The sequence below is a fragment of the Streptomyces sp. NBC_00620 genome (genome assembly GCF_026341825.1).
GTDB lineage: Bacteria > Actinomycetota > Actinomycetes > Streptomycetales > Streptomycetaceae > Streptomyces.
The window spans coordinates 53,621-70,234 of sequence record NZ_JAPENY010000002.1 but is presented as its reverse complement, the minus strand read 5'-3'; the positions used below and the strand labels follow the sequence as shown (position 1 = coordinate 70,234).

17 protein-coding genes are annotated in these 16,614 nt (G+C 70.5%); 9 read left to right on the top strand and 8 right to left on the bottom strand.

Annotated features, from left to right (window positions below; all coding sequences use genetic code 11):
• Positions 1 to 13: 13 nt before the first annotated feature.
• Positions 14 to 1,102 carry an exo-alpha-sialidase gene (locus tag OG246_RS19520; RefSeq protein WP_266464711.1) on the bottom strand — a complete coding sequence of 363 codons (1,089 nt, stop codon included), beginning with the start codon at positions 1,100 to 1,102 and terminating at the stop codon, positions 14 to 16.
• A gap of 100 nt (positions 1,103 to 1,202) precedes the next feature.
• On the opposite strand from OG246_RS19520, the gene OG246_RS19515 reads away from it, so the two are divergent.
• The gene (locus tag OG246_RS19515) at positions 1,203 to 1,805 is read left to right on the top strand and encodes a hypothetical protein (RefSeq protein ID WP_266464706.1); all 603 of its coding nucleotides are present in this window, start codon (positions 1,203 to 1,205) and stop codon (positions 1,803 to 1,805) included.
• 206 nt (positions 1,806 to 2,011) lie between these two features.
• Here the strand turns inward: OG246_RS19515 and OG246_RS19510 are convergent, their stop codons facing one another.
• Complete coding sequence (locus tag OG246_RS19510; protein WP_266464697.1) at positions 2,012 to 2,248, bottom strand: hypothetical protein; 237 nt, start codon at positions 2,246 to 2,248, stop codon at positions 2,012 to 2,014.
• Between the two features lie 58 nt (positions 2,249 to 2,306).
• Here OG246_RS19510 and map point away from each other — a divergent pair, with 58 nt between their 5' ends.
• On the top strand, positions 2,307 to 3,164 hold the full coding sequence (gene map / locus OG246_RS19505) for a type I methionyl aminopeptidase (protein ID WP_266464693.1): 858 nt from the start codon (positions 2,307 to 2,309) through the stop codon (positions 3,162 to 3,164).
• Between the two features lie 204 nt (positions 3,165 to 3,368).
• On the top strand, positions 3,369 to 4,028 hold the full coding sequence (locus OG246_RS19500; RefSeq protein ID WP_266464690.1) for a heme oxygenase (biliverdin-producing): 660 nt from the start codon (positions 3,369 to 3,371) through the stop codon (positions 4,026 to 4,028).
• A 114-nt stretch (positions 4,029 to 4,142) separates the two neighbouring features.
• On the opposite strand, the gene OG246_RS19495 is transcribed toward OG246_RS19500, so the two are convergent.
• The 3 genes from OG246_RS19495 to OG246_RS19485 form a co-directional block, all read right to left on the bottom strand.
• Positions 4,143 to 4,790 (bottom strand): PhzF family phenazine biosynthesis protein, encoded by a 648-nt coding sequence (locus tag OG246_RS19495; protein ID WP_266464687.1) that lies wholly within the window; start codon positions 4,788 to 4,790, stop codon positions 4,143 to 4,145.
• Positions 4,791 to 4,901: 111 nt separating this feature from the next.
• Positions 4,902 to 6,401, bottom strand: a complete 1,500-nt coding sequence (locus OG246_RS19490) for an HtaA domain-containing protein (protein ID WP_266464678.1) — start codon at positions 6,399 to 6,401, stop codon at positions 4,902 to 4,904.
• Positions 6,402 to 6,456: 55 nt separating this feature from the next.
• Positions 6,457 to 7,884 carry an HtaA domain-containing protein gene (locus OG246_RS19485; RefSeq protein WP_266464676.1) on the bottom strand — a complete coding sequence of 476 codons (1,428 nt, stop codon included), beginning with the start codon at positions 7,882 to 7,884 and terminating at the stop codon, positions 6,457 to 6,459.
• 175 nt (positions 7,885 to 8,059) lie between these two features.
• Here OG246_RS19485 and OG246_RS19480 point away from each other — a divergent pair, with 175 nt between their 5' ends.
• From OG246_RS19480 to OG246_RS19460, 5 genes are all read left to right on the top strand, one after another.
• Complete coding sequence (locus OG246_RS19480; RefSeq protein WP_266464674.1) at positions 8,060 to 9,091, top strand: hemin ABC transporter substrate-binding protein; 1,032 nt, start codon at positions 8,060 to 8,062, stop codon at positions 9,089 to 9,091.
• 218 nt (positions 9,092 to 9,309) lie between these two features.
• On the top strand, positions 9,310 to 10,464 hold the full coding sequence (efeO, locus tag OG246_RS19475) for an iron uptake system protein EfeO (RefSeq protein WP_266464670.1): 1,155 nt from the start codon (positions 9,310 to 9,312) through the stop codon (positions 10,462 to 10,464).
• Between the two features lie 13 nt (positions 10,465 to 10,477).
• Positions 10,478 to 11,737 (top strand): iron uptake transporter deferrochelatase/peroxidase subunit, encoded by a 1,260-nt coding sequence (efeB, locus tag OG246_RS19470; RefSeq protein ID WP_266464665.1) that lies wholly within the window; start codon positions 10,478 to 10,480, stop codon positions 11,735 to 11,737.
• 2 nt (positions 11,738 to 11,739) lie between these two features.
• Positions 11,740 to 12,630, top strand: a complete 891-nt coding sequence (gene efeU, locus OG246_RS19465) for an iron uptake transporter permease EfeU (protein ID WP_266464662.1) — start codon at positions 11,740 to 11,742, stop codon at positions 12,628 to 12,630.
• 31 nt (positions 12,631 to 12,661) lie between these two features.
• Positions 12,662 to 13,600, top strand: coding sequence for a hypothetical protein (locus OG246_RS19460; protein ID WP_323178323.1), 939 nt, complete (start codon positions 12,662 to 12,664; stop codon positions 13,598 to 13,600).
• A gap of 14 nt (positions 13,601 to 13,614) precedes the next feature.
• On the opposite strand, the gene OG246_RS19455 is transcribed toward OG246_RS19460, so the two are convergent.
• Together OG246_RS19455 and OG246_RS19450 are read right to left on the bottom strand one after the other, a co-directional pair.
• Entirely contained in the window at positions 13,615 to 14,343 is a 729-nt protein-coding gene (locus tag OG246_RS19455; RefSeq protein WP_266464656.1) for a bifunctional DNA primase/polymerase, read from the bottom strand.
• Positions 14,344 to 14,514: 171 nt separating this feature from the next.
• Positions 14,515 to 15,186: a TetR/AcrR family transcriptional regulator gene (locus OG246_RS19450; protein WP_266464652.1), complete on the bottom strand. Its 672-nt coding sequence runs from the start codon at positions 15,184 to 15,186 to the stop codon at positions 14,515 to 14,517.
• A 102-nt stretch (positions 15,187 to 15,288) separates the two neighbouring features.
• Between OG246_RS19450 and OG246_RS19445 the strand changes: the two genes are divergently transcribed.
• Positions 15,289 to 15,531 (top strand): DUF6243 family protein, encoded by a 243-nt coding sequence (locus OG246_RS19445; RefSeq protein ID WP_266464649.1) that lies wholly within the window; start codon positions 15,289 to 15,291, stop codon positions 15,529 to 15,531.
• Here the strand turns inward: OG246_RS19445 and OG246_RS19440 are convergent.
• Complete coding sequence (locus OG246_RS19440) at positions 15,528 to 16,514, bottom strand: small ribosomal subunit Rsm22 family protein (protein WP_266464644.1); 987 nt, start codon at positions 16,512 to 16,514, stop codon at positions 15,528 to 15,530. The genes OG246_RS19445 and OG246_RS19440 overlap by 4 nt on opposite strands.
• Between the last annotated feature and the right edge of the window lie 100 nt (positions 16,515 to 16,614).

The following is a 16,614-nucleotide window of genomic DNA, read 5'->3' as shown; positions in this document are numbered from 1 at the left end:
CCACGGGTGGGGGTCAGGTGAGAGCCCGCACCGGGATACGGCGGAAGGTGATCGTCTCGTACGCGCCGAAGTCGCCCGTCTCGTAGAGGAGTCCGACGGTCGCGGTGTCGACGCGTACAAGGTCGGAGTACGCGGCGGGCAGTCCGTCGACCGTGTGCGCGGGGCGCCAGGTGACGCCGCCGTCGGTGGAGGCGCGCACGGTCATCAGGGCGCGGTAACCCGGGGCGGCGGGGCTCGAGTAGAGGAGCAGGTCGGGGTCGCGGAGCTGGAGCACGCTGCCCTGGACGACGGGGGCGGTGAGGCCGGCCTGCGGGCGGAAGGGCTTGGCCAGGGTCTCGCCGCCGTCGCGGGAGTGGGCGTCGGCGCGGGTGCCGGGGGCGGTGGCGTGGTTGCGGGTGTTGAAGTAGACGCGTCCGTCGGGGAGTTCGGCGGCGGTGGTCTCGTTCGCGTTGATGTAGCCGTTCGGGTTGTCGTCGACGTATCCGATGCGCCAGGTCAGGCCGCCGTCGTCGCTCAGCAGGCAGTGGCCGCCGTTGTACTTGCCCTCGGTGCCGTTGTCCGTGCCCTTCGGCGGCAGGGAGTGGTTGGCGGGGACGACGACCCGGCCGGAGGTCAGCTGGAGGGCGTGGCCCGGCGTGGTGGCGTACCACCGCCAGTCTTCCTTCTTCGTCTGCGCGGTGATGTCCGCGGGCCTCGACCAGGTGAGGCCTTCGTCGTCGCTGTGCTGGACCCAGACCCGGCGGCCGTCGGCGGCCGACAGCTTGCCGCGGCGGATGGCGTCCTCGGTGGCGAGGGCCGTGTTGCGGACGTGGACGAGCAGGACGCGGCCGGTGTCCAGGACGACGGGGGCGGGGTTGCCCGAGAGGTGCTCGGCATTCTTGGCCGCGACCTGGAGCGGGCCCCAGCTGCGGCCGCCGTCCGTGGACCGCTTCAGGACGATGTGGATGTTCCCGAAGTCGTCCCGGGAGCCGACCCTGCCCTCGCAGAAGGCGAGCAGGGTCCCGGTGGCGGTGGCGACCACGGCCGGGATACGGAAGCTTGCGTAGCCTTCTTGGCCCGCTGTGAACGGCACGGACGTCTCGGTGGCCTCGGTGCTTGTCATGTGTCTCTCCTTACCGCTTGATCCGGCCCCTTGCCCAGCTTGGGCGAATTTGGGATGAACTCCGGGTCACGAGTGGCCGGTTGCGGCAGGATGCGTCTGCATGGATGCCGTACGGGTCGCGCTGCTGCGTGAAGTGCTTGCCGGGACCGAGTGGTTGGGGGCCACGCGGCGGTTCGCCGGGGTGCTGCGGGGGTCCGTGGTGTCGTACGGGGGCGGGTTGCTGCTGGTGGGCACGGAGGAGTACGAGCCGTGGCATCTCGCCGCGCATCTGGTTGACGAGGCCGCGTGGTCGGGGACGCCGGAGCTTTCGCCGACGCTGGTGCGGCATGGGGCGGCGGGCTCGGATCCGGCTCACCTTGCGGTGGGGCTCGGGCGGATCGAGGCCGCGCGGCGTGGGGAGACGCTGCTTGTCGTGTCGCCCGGGGCGGTGGGGGCTCCGCTGCTCGAGCGGGTTCACGATGCTCGGCGGGCCGGGGCGACGGTGCTTGCGCTGTCCGCGGGGGACGCCGAGTTGCCGGCGCTGGCTCATGAGGTGCTGGCCGTGCCGGGCGGGCCCGAGCTCGACCTCGATACCGTTCAGCATCTTGTGAGTGCGGGGGCCGGGGAGAACGCGTTGCCCTCGCCTCGGGGGCGGCGGCGGGTTCGGGACCGGTTGTCCCGGCTAGCGGATCAGCTGACGGCTCCGCCGTCTGCGCGGTGGTGAACGGGTCGTATGCCGCTTCGCGGATCTTTCCCGCCCGCCCACCCGACTCGGCATTCCTACCCGCCTGCGGCGGACACCGTCGAAAGGCCTTTCCCGCCCACCCGCCCGACTCGCCACTCCGCGCCGCCTTCGGCGGGCAGCTCGCAGCCCCTCCGGCGGTGGACCCGGTACCCCGGGAGCCCGCCCCGCACGGGCCACCCGCGCCCTCAGTCCTCGTCAGGCCCCGGCGCCGCCCCCGTCGCATCGTGCCACTTCGGGTCCGTTTCCCACTCGAGGTTGCGTTCGCGGGCGATCTCCATCGCGCGCTGCGCCTCCGCCCGTGAGGCGTAGGGACCGAAACGGTCCTTGCCCGGGCAGTCGGGGCCTTCCTCGACGGTCTTGTGTTCCAGGCAGTAGTACCACTCGCCGGGCTTGCCGACGGTGCGCTTCTTGAAGAGGGCCATGACCGGCTCCTTTCGCCACGGACATGGTCCCCCACGCCCGCTGGTTAGACTCGCTGGCATGTCTGGCCAGTCGCTGCTCGTACCAGGGGAGCTCTCTCCCACCCGTCCCGTCCCGGGAAACATCAGGCGCCCGGAGTACGTGGGCAAGCCCACGCCCACGCCGTACACCGGTCCGGAGGTGCAGACGCCCGAGACGATCGAGGCGATGCGGCTCGCCGGGCGGATCGCCGCGCGGGCGATGGCCGAGGCCGCGAAGCTCATCGCACCCGGTGTGACGACGGACGAGCTGGACCGGGTCGCGCACGCCTACATGTGCGACCACGGTGCCTATCCCTCGACCCTCGGCTACCGCGCCTTCCCCAAGTCGTTGTGCACCTCCGTCAACGAGGTCATCTGCCACGGCATCCCCGACTCCACGGTCCTGCGTGACGGCGACATCATCAACCTCGACGTGACGGCGTACATCGGCGGGGTCCACGGCGACAACAACGCCACCTACCTCGTCGGTGACGTCGACGAGGAGAGCCGGCTGCTCGTCGAGCGGACCCGTGAGTCGCTCGACCGTGCGATCAAGGCGGTCAAGCCCGGCCGCCAGATCAACATCATCGGGCGCGTCATCGAGTCGTACGCCAAGCGGTTCGGGTACGGGGTGGTCCGGGACTTCACGGGGCACGGGATCAACTCCTCCTTCCACTCCGGTCTGATCATTCCGCACTACGACAGCCCCCATGCGACGACCGTCATCCAGCCCGGGATGACCTTCACGATCGAGCCGATGCTCACGCTCGGTACGCACGAGTACGACATGTGGGACGACGGGTGGACGGTCGTCACGAAGGACCGGAAGCGGACGGCTCAGTTCGAGCACACCCTGGTCGTCACCGACAGCGGCGCCGAGATCCTCACCCTGCCGTAGTCCCGCCTCGCCGCCGCCTCGCGTGCGGTGGTTTCCGCGCCCCCAGAGCCCGCCCTGTCCACAGGGCGGGCTCTTCCATGTGGGCCCGACCGGGATTCGGGGTACGTTTTTACCGACAGGACGTCGGGAACCAGTTGACTTAGGTAAGGCTAACCATAGAAAATCCGACTTGCTGTCGTCTTGTCCTCACCACCGGAGGTCCACATGAACTCGTCGGGTACGGCGTTCTCGACGCTCATCCGCACCGCCTCGCACGAGCAGCACACAGAGGCGGAGACCTCGACGTTCATGAGCGACCTGCTCGGCGGCAGGCTCGGTGTCGAGGCGTACGCGCGCTACACCGAGCAACTGTGGTTCGTGTACGAGGCGTTGGAGGCGGACGCCGGGAAGCTGGCGTCCGACCCGCTGGCCGGGCCCTTCATCCAGAGCGAACTGATGCGCCGCAGCGCGCTGGAGGCCGACCTCGCCCACCTCCGGGGCCCCGACTGGCACACCACCCTCACCGCTCTGCCCGCGACCCAGGCGTACGCGGCCCGCGTCGCCGAATGCGCCCGCACCTGGCCCGGCGGCTACATCGCCCACCACTACACCCGTTACCTCGGCGACCTCTCCGGCGGCCAGATCATCCGCGGCAAGGCGGAACAGACCTGGGGCTTCACCCGCAAGGGCGACGGCGTGCGGTTCTACGTCTTCGAGGACATCACCAACCCCGCCGCCTTCAAGCGCGCCTACCGCGAACTCCTGGACAGCATCCACGCCGACGACCTGGAGAAGCAGCGGATCGTGACGGAGTGCAAGCGGGCGTTCGCCCTGAACACGGCGGTCTTTCAGGCACTGGGGGAAGAGTTCCCGCTGACCGCGTAACTTTCAGCCCGTCCGGCGTTTGAGGACGAGCGCGCAGCGCGAAAGGGGGGTCTGGGGGCGCAGCCCCCAGAAACGGGACGGGAAGGGGCGGAGGGGGCGAACAAACCCCCACCCTCACCCCCGCACCAACCGCACCCGACCCCCCACCTCAACCCATCCCCCCGGCTGCGGCGCCGTAAGTATCTGGGACCCGGCCCCCTGGACGATGTTGAGCGCCCGCCCCAGCCGAGCCGTCAGTAGCAGTGCCGCCGCCCCCGTCGCCTCGTCCTCGACGATCCCGTCGTCCCGGCCGGGAAACGCCCGCGCCCGCACCCGCCCCGCGGCCTCGTCCTCCCAGGCCCAGGCATAGATCCACTCCCCGGACGGCGGCACGGGCAGCGCGTCGACCTCGGCGGCGGAGTCGTACCGCCGCACCGTACGCGCCGGTGCCCACTCCGCCCGAGCCTCGATCCAGCTGAACTCACCGTCCAGCCGGACCCCCACCACCCCGGCGGGCGTGACGAGTTCGGGCACATCGAGCAGCCAGCCCACCCCGACGCACGGATGCCCGGCGAACGGCAGCCGCAGCGTCGGCGTGTAGATGTCGATGACCCCACGCTCGGGATCATCCACGAACACCGTCTCGCTGAACCCGAGCTTCGCGGCGAACGCCTGCCGCTCCTCGACGTCCGGCATGAAGGATCCCTCACGAACGACCCCGAGCTCGTTGCCGTATCGCCCACCGGGCCCACAGAAGACCCGCAGCACGTCGTAATCAGTCACTCCAGCATTCAAACACCACTCGCACAACGAGCCCGCCCCAGCCCACGCGACCGCCAGAGGGCGGCCAGGGCTGGGGCGGGCTGTTGTGTCAGTCGCGCCAGTGGATGGCGACTAGGCCTCCGTACGGCGCCTGCGTACCGCGAGGACCACGCCCGCGCCTGCCGCGACGGTGACCGCGGCGACGGCGCCGAGCGCGCCGGCCGGTACGTCGGAGCCGGTCGAGGCGAGGGAACCGGTGTCGCCGCCGGTGGTGGAGCCGGTCGTGCCGCCCGTGGTGCCGGAGGTGGCCGAGGCGCTGGAGCTGGGCGTGGTCGACTCGTCGTTGCCGCCCGGGAGTTGGGCGTCCTCGTCGACGGCCACGGCGAGGTCCACCGGGTCGAGCTCGGTGCCCGTCGTGTAGAAGCCGCCGAAGGCCTCCGCGCCCGCGTCCGTGAGGGTGGCAGTGACGTCGTCGAGCTCGATCACGTCGTCCTCGACCGTCAACTGGCCCGATGTGGCCTTGAGCTTGGCGAGGACGACGTCCTCGGACTTCTCGCCGAGGCTGTCGACGTCGGCGGTCAGTTCGCCGGTGCCGCCGTCGAGTTCCGCCTTGAGGTCGCTGAGGGTGAGGTCGAGGCCGTACTCGCCGTTCTCCTCGTGGCCCTTGAAGTTGACCGCGCCCTCGAAGGAGGCGGAGAGGGTGTCGGCGTCGGTGTCGTAGGTGCCGGTGCCGTCCACGAAGGTGAAGACGCCGTTGCCGGTGGCCTGGGTCGCGCCGCCGGACGCGGTGATCTTGCCCTGGGCAACGCCGCTCACGACGTACGTACGGAAGGACTCCTTCACGCCCCAGCCGAGCGTGCCGTCGGTGATGTCGCCCACGGTCGGGGCCGCCGAGGCGGACGCCGACGCGGACGCGGACGCGCTCGCGGAAGCGGACTCGGAGTCCGACGCGGACGGAGACGGGGAGGTCGAGTCGGAGTTCGACGGGGACGGGGAGGTCGAGTCGGACGTGTCCGGGTCCGGGGACTGCGAGGTCGTCTTCTGCACCAGCGTCAACGGGTCGCCGGCCGCGTCCGCGTAGGACGCGCTGCCGAGGATGTCCGCCGCCTCCGCCGTCAGCTTGGTGGCCATGTCCTTCATGTCGCGGGTGACGGTCACCGTGGCGAGCGGCGCGTCCTCCGACTTCGTGGTGACCGGCGTCCCGCCCGTCGCCGGCGTGGTCGTCTTCGTCACGTCGGCGGTGATCTCGGTGGTGGCGCTGTCGAACTTCACGTCGGACAGGGTGATGTCGAAGCCGTGCGCCTGGGAGACGATGTTCAGGCTGCCCTTGAAGCCGAGGCCGAGCGTGTGCGCCGTGGTGTCGTAGGTGCCGGTGCCGTCCACGAAGGTGAACGCACCGTTGTCCACGGCCTGCGTGGCGCCGTCCGTCGCCGTGAAGGTGCCCCCCGCGTAGGTGGTCACGTACGTGCGGTACGACTGCTTGATGCCCCACGTCAACTCGTAGCCGCTGAGGGGGGTTTCGGCGGCCGCGGCAGTGGTCGCGCCTGCGGTGGCGAGCGCGGTGGCACCCAGCGCGGCGGCCGTGGCGACGGCTGCGGCGAGGGCGAGAGGGCGGCGGGCTCTGACGGACATGAAGGTGGTTCTCCTCGATGGGTGGTCCGCCAAGTGGCGGACGGTGTAATGGGGTTCAGCCCTCATCAGGGACTGCGGGGGCCTGGCGGCCACGGCGCCTGCGGACGGCGATCGCGTAGGCCGCGCCCGCCACCAGCAGGGCGCCGGCCACGAGGCCGATGGGAAGAACCGGTGCGCCGTCGGAGGTGTCCGCGGCGGCCTCGGTCGTGTCGGTCTTGGCTTCGGCGGCCGTCTCCGGTGCCGAGGGGGTCGCGCTCGCGGTGGCCGAGCTGCCCAGGTCGGGCAGCGCGGGCAGGGCCGCGTCGTCGGTGAGGGCGACGGCGAGCGAGAGGGGGTCCATCTCGGTGCCCGCCTGATACATCCCGCCGAAGGCCTTCGCGCCCTTGGCGGTGAGCTTCGTGGGCGCCTCGGTCAGCTCGACGAGGTCGTCCTTCGGGGTGAGGTCCTTCGCCGTGAAGGTGACGATCGCGACCTTCTTGCCGGTGAAGCCCTCGCTGGTCACATCGGCGTACAGCGTGCCCTTGGCGTCCTCGACGGCCACCCGGACGCTGCTCAGCTTCAGGTCGAGACCCTGTTCGCCGGTGAAGCGCACCGCGCCCTCGAACTCCGCCTCCAGCGAGGAGTCGTCCTTCTTGTACGTCCCCTCACCGCCGGCGAAGCGGAAGAGCGCGCCGCCGTCCTGGGCTCCCGAGGACAGGGTCCACTTGCCCTGGGCGATGTCCCCGGTGACGTACTCGCGGAAGGTGCGGCGCACGCCCCAGTCGACGGCGCCGTTCGCGATCGCGCCCGAAGTCTCCTTCTTCACGGAGGACTTCGTGGGCGTCGGCGTGCTCGACGCCTTCGGCGTGGCCGCCGCCCGCACGTCCGCGGACAGGCTCACCGGGTCGAGCGCGGTCCCGGCCGTGTAGTACCCGGCGAAGGACTGCGCGCCCTGTGAAGTCAGCGTGGCGGGAAGGCTGTTGAGCTGTACGGAGTTGCCGCCGCCCTTCATGTCGATCCCGCCGAGGGAGAGGGAGGCGAAGGGCACCTGTGAGGACGTCGTGACCGTCCCGGTGCCCTTCGCCTTGCTGGTGATGTCGACGTAGAGGGTGCCGCTGCCGCCGGAGATGCGGACGGTGGGGCGGCTGATCGTGAGGTCGAGCTGGTAGGTGCCGTCGTCCTCCTTGTGCCCGACGAAGTGGACCCCGCCGGAGAAGGAGGAGGAGAAGGCGCCCGTGGCGCTGTCGTACGTGCCCGTCGCGGAGTGGAAGCGGAACTGGCTGCTGCCGACCGTGGCCGCGCCGCCGGTGAGGGAGTAACTCCCCTTGGCGATGGGCCCGGTGACATAGCTCTGGAAGGAGGACTTGATGCCCCAGTCGAGCCGCCCGCCCTGCACGCTGCGGCCGGCGGCGTGCGCGGCGGTGGCGGGGAGCAGTGCCCCCAGCAGAGCTCCGAGCGCGGCCACGCACACCGCGGTGATCGGGGCCCTCAGGCGCACGGGCATGGATGTCCTCCGGGTTCGGCAGTCGGTAACCGGCCACTCATGGCTAGAAAGGTAAGGCTAACCTAAGCTATGCCCGGCAGGTGCCGGAAGAGGCCGGAGCGGCTGGAAGCAACTGGCGGCGACCGGACGCAGCCAGGAGCAGCCGGAAGCAGACCGAGAGGATGGATGGACGAGGATGAAGGACGGGACCGTGCGCCGTCGGCGCACACGAATGGCGGGCGCACTACTGTCCACGCTCGCCCTCCTGACGGCCGCGACCGGCTGCGGGGGCCCGGCCGAGAGCGCGGAGTCCACAAAGGAGACCGCGAAGGAGACCGCCACCTCCGCCAACCGCCTCGAACCCCTCACGGACCCCGCGAAGCCCCAACTCCCCGTCACCGTGGGCTCGTCCGACGGGAAGAAGGTGACGGTCCGGGCCGCCGACCGGATCGTCCCGCTCTCCGGCGGCCTCAGCGAGATCGTCTTCACGCTCGGGCTCGGCGACCGGGTCGTCGCCCGTGACATCACCGCCACCTTCGACCAGGCGGAGAAGCTGCCGGTCGTCACCCGCAACCACGACGTCTCCGCGGAGAGCGTGCTCTCGCTGAAGCCGGACCTCGTCCTCGCCGAGACGACGACCGGGCCCGACGAGGCCATGGAGCAGATCCGCGACGCGGGCATCCCGGTCCTCGTCGTCGACCCGGCGCAGGGCCTGGAGGATGTGGGCCCGCGCATCCAGACGGTGGCCGACGTCCTCGGCGTACCGGCCGACGGGAAGCGGCTCACCCAGCGCTCGGAGGACCGGATCGCCGCGGTACGCAAGGAGATTCCGGCCCGCGAGGAGCATCCGCGCGTCGCCTTCCTCTACCTCCGCGGCTCGGCCTCGGTGTATCTCATCGGCGGCAAGGGGTCGGGAGCCACCTCGCTGCTCGAAGCGGCCGGAGCGGTCGACGCCGGCGCCGAGTCGGGTCTTGAGAAGGACTTCACGGCCATCACCACCGAGGCGCTGGCCCAGGCCGCCCCTGACGCGATCCTCGTGATGACCAAGGGCCTCGAATCGGTCGGCGGGATCGACGGTCTCGTCAAGATCCCCGGCGTCGCGCAGACTCCGGCCGGGATGGAGCGCCGGGTCGTGTCGGTCGAGGACGGGGTGCTCCTCAACTACGGGCCGCGCACGGACCAGGTGCTGAGGTCGATCGTGAAGCAGCTCTACGGGGACGGTAGTTGACAATCCGGTTGACATTCCGCGGCTTTTGACCCGCTCTTTGCCGTTCCATGGGGTGCGGATTGAGCCACCGTGATCAAGCCGAGCCCATACACCGTCCATGAGAGCTGAATCACTGGACGGACGGGTAGTACTCAGGTAAGCCTCAGATAAGTTAGGTCGGCCTCACCTGGATCTATGCACTCCCCGTGAACCCGCAGAGCCCTCGCCTTGGAGCCCGTATGCGCCCCGTCCGACTCTCCGTCGCCACCGCCGTCGCCGCCGCGGCGGCCCTGACCGCCGTCACGGGCTGCACCGAGAAGAGCAACGCCTCGTCCAGCGGTGACAACCTCATCGAAGTGACCGCCACCGACTCCAAGTGCGAGGTGTCCAAGAAGGAGTTCCCCGCCGGGCACGTCGAGATCGCCGTGGAGAACAAGGGCTCCAAGGTGACCGAGATGTACCTCCTCTTCCCGGACGACCGGATCGTCACCGAGCGCGAGAACATCGGCCCGGGCACCAAGCAGACGGTCACCGCCGAGGTGAAGGCCGGCGACTACACGATCGCCTGCAAGCCCGGCATGAAGGGCGACGGCATACGCCAGGACGTCAAGGCCACCGGCGGCACGGTCGCCAAGCGCGACCCGCGGCTCGACAAGGCCGTCGCCGCCTACCGCAAGTACGCGCAGGCGCAGGCCGACGAGACGCTGCCCAAGGTCAAGGTCTTCACCGACGCCGTCAAGGCCGGCGACCTGGAGGCCGCGAAGGCGGCGTACGCGCCCTCGCGCATCGGCTGGGAGCGCACCGAGCCGGTCGCCGAGGCCTTCGGTGACATCGACCCGAAGGTCGACGTCCGCGAGGACGGTCTGGAGGAGGGCCAGGACCCGGAGACGGACTGGACCGGCTGGCACCGTCTGGAGCGCTCGCTCTGGAAGGACAAGAAGCTCACCGACCGCGACTCCGAGCTCGCCGACCAGCTGGTCACCGACCTGACCGACTGGCAGAAGCGCGTCGGCACCGCCGAGATCACCCCGACCTCCATGGCCAACGGCGCCAAGGAGCTCCTCGACGAGGTCGCCACCGGCAAGGTCACCGGCGAGGAAGAGTTCTACTCGCACACCGACCTGGTCGACTTCAAGGCCAATGTCGAGGGCGCGGAGGAGTCGTACACCCTCCTGAAGCCGGTCGCCGCCGAGAACGACGCGGCGCTGACGAAGGAACTCGACAAGCAGTTCGCTGCGCTGAACACGCTGCTCGACCAGTACCGCGAGGACAAGACCTCCTACGAGTTCACCTCGTACGACAAGGTCGGTGCCGCCGACCGCAAGGAGCTCTCGGACGCGGTCAACGCGCTCGCCGAGCCCCTGTCCAAGCTCGCCGCCGCTGTCGTGAAGTAGACGAGGGACCACCATGACGGACACCTCCAGCGCTTCCACCCCCTCCCGGCGTTCACTGATCGGCTGGGGCGGTGCCGGGCTCGCGCTCGGTGCCGCCGCGGCCGGTGGCGCGGTGGCCATGACCCGTACGGGCAATGATGTGGATCCGGCGGCCGCCGAGTCCGGCGCCGCGATCGCCTTCCACGGAGCGAACCAGGCGGGCATCGCGACGCCGGTGCAGGACCGGCTGCACTTCGCCGCGTTCGACGTGAAGACGGACGACCGCGCCGCGTTCGTCCAGCTGCTGAAGGACTGGACCGAGGCGGCGCGGCGGGTCACCGCCGGGCAGGCGGTCGGCGAGGGGGCGTACGGCGGTCTGGCCGAGGCGCCGCCGGACGACACCGGTGAGGCGCTGGGCCTCAAGCCCTCGCGGCTGACCCTCACCATCGGCTTCGGGCCTTCCCTGTTCGAGAAGTTCGACCTGGCGGGCCGACGGCCGGAGGCCCTCGTCGACCTGCCCAAGTTCGCGGGCGACAACCTGGACAGGAACCGCAGCGGCGGCGATCTGTGCATCCAGGCCTGCGCGGACGACCCGCAGGTCGCGGTGCACGCGATCCGCAACCTGGCCCGGATCGGCTTCGGCAAGGTCGTGATGCGCTGGTCCCAGCTGGGCTTCGGCAAGACCTCCTCGACGACGCCGGACGCGCAGACCCCGCGCAACCTCATGGGCTTCAAGGACGGCACCCGCAACATCGCGGGGACGGAGACCGACCGGCTGAAGAAGTTCGTGTGGGTGGACGAGAAGGACGTCGACGAGAACTCGGCCTGGATGAACGGGGGTTCGTACCTCGTCGCCCGGCGCATCCGGATGAACGTCGAGACCTGGGACCGTACTCCGCTCCAGGAGCAGGAGGACATCTTCGGCCGCGACAAGCGTGAGGGCGCCCCCGTCGGCAAGGCGAAGGAGCGCGACGAGCCGTTCCTGAAGGCGATGAAGCCCGACGCGCACGTACGGCTCGCGCACCCCGACTCCAACGACGGGGCGACGCTGCTGCGCCGCGGCTACTCCTTCACCGACGGCACGGACGGCCTGGGCCGCCTCGACGCGGGCCTGTTCTTCCTCGCGTACCAGCGCGATGTGCGCACCGGCTTCATCCCGGTGCAGCGCAACCTGGCCATCGACACGCTCAACGAGTACATCCAGCACGTGGGTTCGGCGGTCTTCGCGATCCCACCGGGCGTCCGGGACAAGGACGACTGGTGGGGCCGGACGCTGTTCTCCAAGGAGGCGTAGCCGTGTTCGCGAACTATCTGATCGGCCTGCGCGAGGGGCTGGAAGCCAGCCTGGTCGTCTGCATCCTCGTCGCCTATCTGGTGAAGACCGAGCACCGTGAAGCGCTGCGGCCGATCTGGATCGGCATCGGCGTCGCGGTGCTGATCTCGCTCGGCTTCGGCTTCGCCCTGGAGTACGGCTCGCAGGAGATGACGTTCAAGGCGCAGGAGCTGCTCGGCGGTTCGCTGTCGATCGTCGCCGTGGGCCTGGTGACCTGGATGGTCTTCTGGATGCGGCGCACGGCCCGGCATCTGAAGGCGGAGCTGCACGGCAAGCTGGACTCGGCGCTGCTGATGGGCACGGGGGCACTGGTGGCCACCGCGTTCCTGGCGGTCGGCCGGGAGGGCCTGGAGACCTCGCTGTTCGTGTGGACCTCGGTGCACGCGGCCGGTTCCGAGGACGGCACGTTCAAACCGCTGCTCGGCGCGCTCCTCGGCCTCGCCACGGCGGTGCTGCTCGGCTGGCTGTTCTACCGCGGCGCGCTGCGCATCAACCTGGCCAAGTTCTTCACCTGGACCGGCGGCATGCTGGTCGTGGTCGCCGCGGGCGTGCTGGCGTACGGCTTCCACGATCTCCAGGAGGCCGACTTCCTGCCGGGCCTGACGAACAAGGCGTTCGACATCAGCGGCGCCATCCCGCCGGACAGTTGGTACGGCACCCTTCTCAAGGGCGTCTTCAACTTCCAACCCGATCCGACCGTCCTCCAGGTCACGGTGTGGGCGCTGTACCTGATCCCGACTCTCGCGATTTTCCTCGCCCCGGTAGGGTTCGCCTCCGGGAAGGGGAGGGTGAAGACGCCTGATGAGCAGGGATCGCAGGGTTCGCGGGGATCGCACCATTCGAAGGCTTCGTAGTCGCGGCCAATTCGCCCTGGCGACGGGCGCGGTGACCGTTCTGTCCTTGACGGCGAGCGGCTGCGTGGTCGTGCACGGGGAGCGGGAGATCGTGCCGGCGGCGACCCGGGCGGAAGCCGCCCGCGCGCTCAAGGACTTCACCACCGCGTACAACGAGGCGGACAAGGCGTACGACCGCTCGCTGGACGCCGGCCAGGTCACCGGCCCGCTCGCGGACATCGACGGCGCGAAGCTGGAGGCCGGGCACAAGAACAGCCCGGCAGGCAACGCGGCGCACTCTCCGCTGGAGCTGACCGACGCGAAGTTCACCATCCCCGAGAAGGCGGGCTGGCCGCGCTGGTTCCTGGCCGACACCGACTCCAACAAGGGCTCGGACGACACCCGTTGGCTGGTCGTGTTCACCCGGGGCAGCGCGAGCGACGTGTGGGAGGCCTCGTATCTGACCGTCCTCGCCGCCGACGGCATACCGGAGTTCGAGAAGGACGCGGACGGCTGGGCGCAGCCGGTCACCGCGGACGACGCGGCCCTCGCGGTCGAGCCGGACAAGCTGGGCCAGGCGTACGCGACCTATCTGGCGAGCGGCGGCGACACCTTCGCGCCCGGCGCCTACACCTCGGAGTTGCGGGCCCTGCGCGAGAAGAACGAGAGCAAGCCGGGCCTGGCCCGGCAGTACGTCGACGAGCCGCTCAACTCCGGTGACTACGCCCCCGTCGGACTGCGCACCAAGGACGGCGGCGCGCTGGTCTTCTTCACCACCCGCCACTTCGAGAAGCAGACCGCCGCGCAGGGCGTCGACATCAACGTCACCGACGCGAACATCAAGGCCCTGATGACGGGCGAGGTGAAGCAGGCCCTCACGCTGGAGTTCGTCGCCAACGAGGCGGTCCTCGACCCGGCGAAGGGGTCGGGGGACCAGCAGGTGAAGTTCCTGAGCCGGGTGCAGGGGCTGACGGGGGCGAAGGGCGAGTAGCGGAGGCGGGCGGTTCAGCCCCGGTGGGGCCAGGCCGCCAGCTGCTCCGTGCCGTCGCCGGCGTAGCGGGCGCAGGCGTCGGTCAGGATTTCGAGGATGGTGAGCGGGTCCGGCAGGGGGTGCTCGGGGCCTCGTACCCAGTCGACCGAGAGGTCACCGGGGAGCTGGGCCGGCGGCACCAGGACGTACGAGCCGCGACAGTGCCAGCGCAGGCCCGGGTGCTCGTCCATCGTCTCGGGGTGGCAGTCCAGCTCGCAGGGCCACCACTCGTCCTCGTCCTCGGGCGTACCGCGGGTGGCCGTGAAGAAGAGCATGCGGTCGGCGCCGGACTGGGCGACGGGTCCGACGTCGATACCGGAGGCGAGCAGGCGCTCCAGCGCCTCGCGCCCCGCGTCGAGCGGTACGTCGAGGACGTCGTGCACCATGCCGGTCGCGGTGATGAAGTTGGCCTGCGGCTGATGCCGGGCCCACCGCTCGATCTGGGCGCGGTCGGTCGTGGACTGGGTCTGCCAGGCGAAGGAGATGGGGTGGCGCGCGGGGGTGGGGCAGCCGACGCGGTCACAGGAGCACCGGTACCCGGAGGGGTACGCGGCCTGCGCGAGCGGCAGCCCGGCGGCGGCAGCGGCGAGCAGCAGGGCTTCACGCCCGCCGTCACCATCGGCGGTCTCCTTCGGACGGCGTCCACGCAGCCACTGGGAGATCCTGCCCTGCGCGCCTGAGCGGCGGCCGAACTCTGCGCTCATGTATCCCCTCGCCTAGCCCTAGATACCCCACGTCTTGCCCTATGGTCCCACCATCCTGCGCCCCGGGTGGCCAGAGCTGACATCCGGGGTGGGTGGGGGCGATGCGCTCTCGGCCGGAATCAGGCCTGTTTGCATGCTTTGGTGTGATTTATCTCGCCGTCTCGGTAGCGCTCAGCGTGGGGCGAGGCCGTGGAGGGCGTAGTCGACGAGGGCGTCCGTGTAGTCGTAGGTGATCGGGCCGGTGTGCTGGAGCCAGCGCTGGGCGAGCGGGGAGACCCAGAGCTCCAGGGCGATGCGCAGGTCGATGTCCTGGCGCACCTGGCCGGCGTCCTGGGCGGAGCGCAGCCGCTTCACGTACAGCTGGAGCTGGGGTTCGAGGAGCTTGGTCACGAACTCGACGCCCACCTCCTTGTTGACGACGCCCTCGGCGGCCAGCGCACGCGAGGGGACCTCGAACTTGGGGTCGAGGAGCTCGTCGACGGTGGCACGCAGGACCAGCTTGAGGTCGGCCTCCAGATCACCGGTGTCCGGGATCTCGTACGCCGCCTGCTCCCCCAGGATCTCGGGCCGGGCCGCGGCCTCCGCCGCCTGGGCGCTGAGGTCGATGAACGCCTCCAGGAGCACCTCGGCCTTCGAGGACCACCAGCGGTAGATCGTCTGCTTGCCGACGCCGGCGCGGGCGGCGATGCCCTCGATGGTGGTCTTCGGGTAGCCGACCTCGCCGACGAGGGCGAGGGCGGCGTCGTAGATCGCGCGGCGGGACTTCTCGCTGCGGCGGGTGGAGTCGGGGGTGGGCTTGCCCGAGGACGGGGAGGGCTTCTGGACGGGCGGCTTCTGGACCATGGGGCGAATTTATCAGGTTGACAAGACGATGCGTCTCGCCGGACAGTGGTGAGCATCGGGCGAGACGAACCGTCTCGCTGCTGACCGGAGAGGGAGACCGAGATGAGCCGGGGCGGAAACGGAAACATGCTGGGCGTCGGCGGAACCCGCAGCAACCTGGGCCGCAAGGCGCTGCGCGGCGGGGGCCGGGGCAAGCAGGTCGGCGGGGGCCAGGATCCGCAGAGCCAGAAGCGGGAGCTGCTGCGCAGGCTGCAGGAGGGCCGCGCGGAGGGACCTGTGGACGGACGTGCGGAGGAACGCGCGGATGGCCACGCGGAGGACCGTGCGGAGGAGGAGCGGGGTTAGTCACCCTGGGGCGGCGGCCAGGCGTCGCCCCAGGCTGCGTCTCGGGCCGCCCGGTACAGCAGGCCGTGGCGCTTGGTCACCGTCTCCCGGCGCAGGGACTCGTCGGGCTCGCACAGTTCCAGGAGTACCTGGCCCTTGCGGATCTGGGGCTTGCGGACGACGCGGGAGGGGGCCGGGGCCGGCGGGAAGCGGGTCGCGGCGACATAGCTGAACTTCTCGTCCTCGTACGGCAGGGAGCCGCCCTTGACCTGGCGGTGCAGGGAGGAACGGCTGACCCGGGCCGAGAAGTGGCACCAGTCCTCGCCGGGGACGATGGGGCAGCGTGCGCTGTGCGGACAGGGCGCGGCGATCCGGAACCCGGCGGCGATCAGGCGGTCGCGGGCGTCGATGACGCGGGCGTAGCCGTCGGGGGTGCCGGGTTCGATGATCACGACGGCCTGGGCGGCGGACGCGGCGGCGTCGACCACGGAGGCGCGGTCGGCGTCGGCCAGCTCGCCGAGGACGTAGGAGACGGTGACGAGATCAGTGCTCTCGATGGTGAGCGCCGCTCCGATACGAGAGCGGTGCCACTCGGCGGCCTTCAACTCCGGGTTCGCCGCGGCGATTTCCCGGCCCAGTGCGAGCGCCGGTTCGGCCCAGTCGAGGACCGTCACCGGGCGCGTGCCCTCCCAGGTCGCGTTCACCGCCCAGGTCGCGGCGCCGGTGCCGCCGCCGATGTCCACGTGGCTGTCGGGCGCCCAGCCCGGGGCCGCGTCCGCGAACGCGTCCAGTGCCGTGCGTACCGCCTCGAAGGTCGCGGGCATCCGGTACGCGGCGTACGCGATCACGTCCTCGCGGTCGCGGAGGATCGGGGTGTGGGTGGGGGTGCGGCCCCGGTAGTTCGCGATCAGCCGCTCGACCGCCTGGGTGGCTGCCTTCGGGGGGAGGCCGTCGAGGAGGCCGGCGAGGGCGGTGCGGAGGGTTTCGGCGGGGGCGGCGTTCACGTCGTGATTCTACGGTCGGGGGGTGGGGGCTGGGGTGGGGTGGGTTTTCGCCCCCTCCGCCCCTACCCGTCCCGTTTCTGGGGGCTGCCGCCCCCAGACC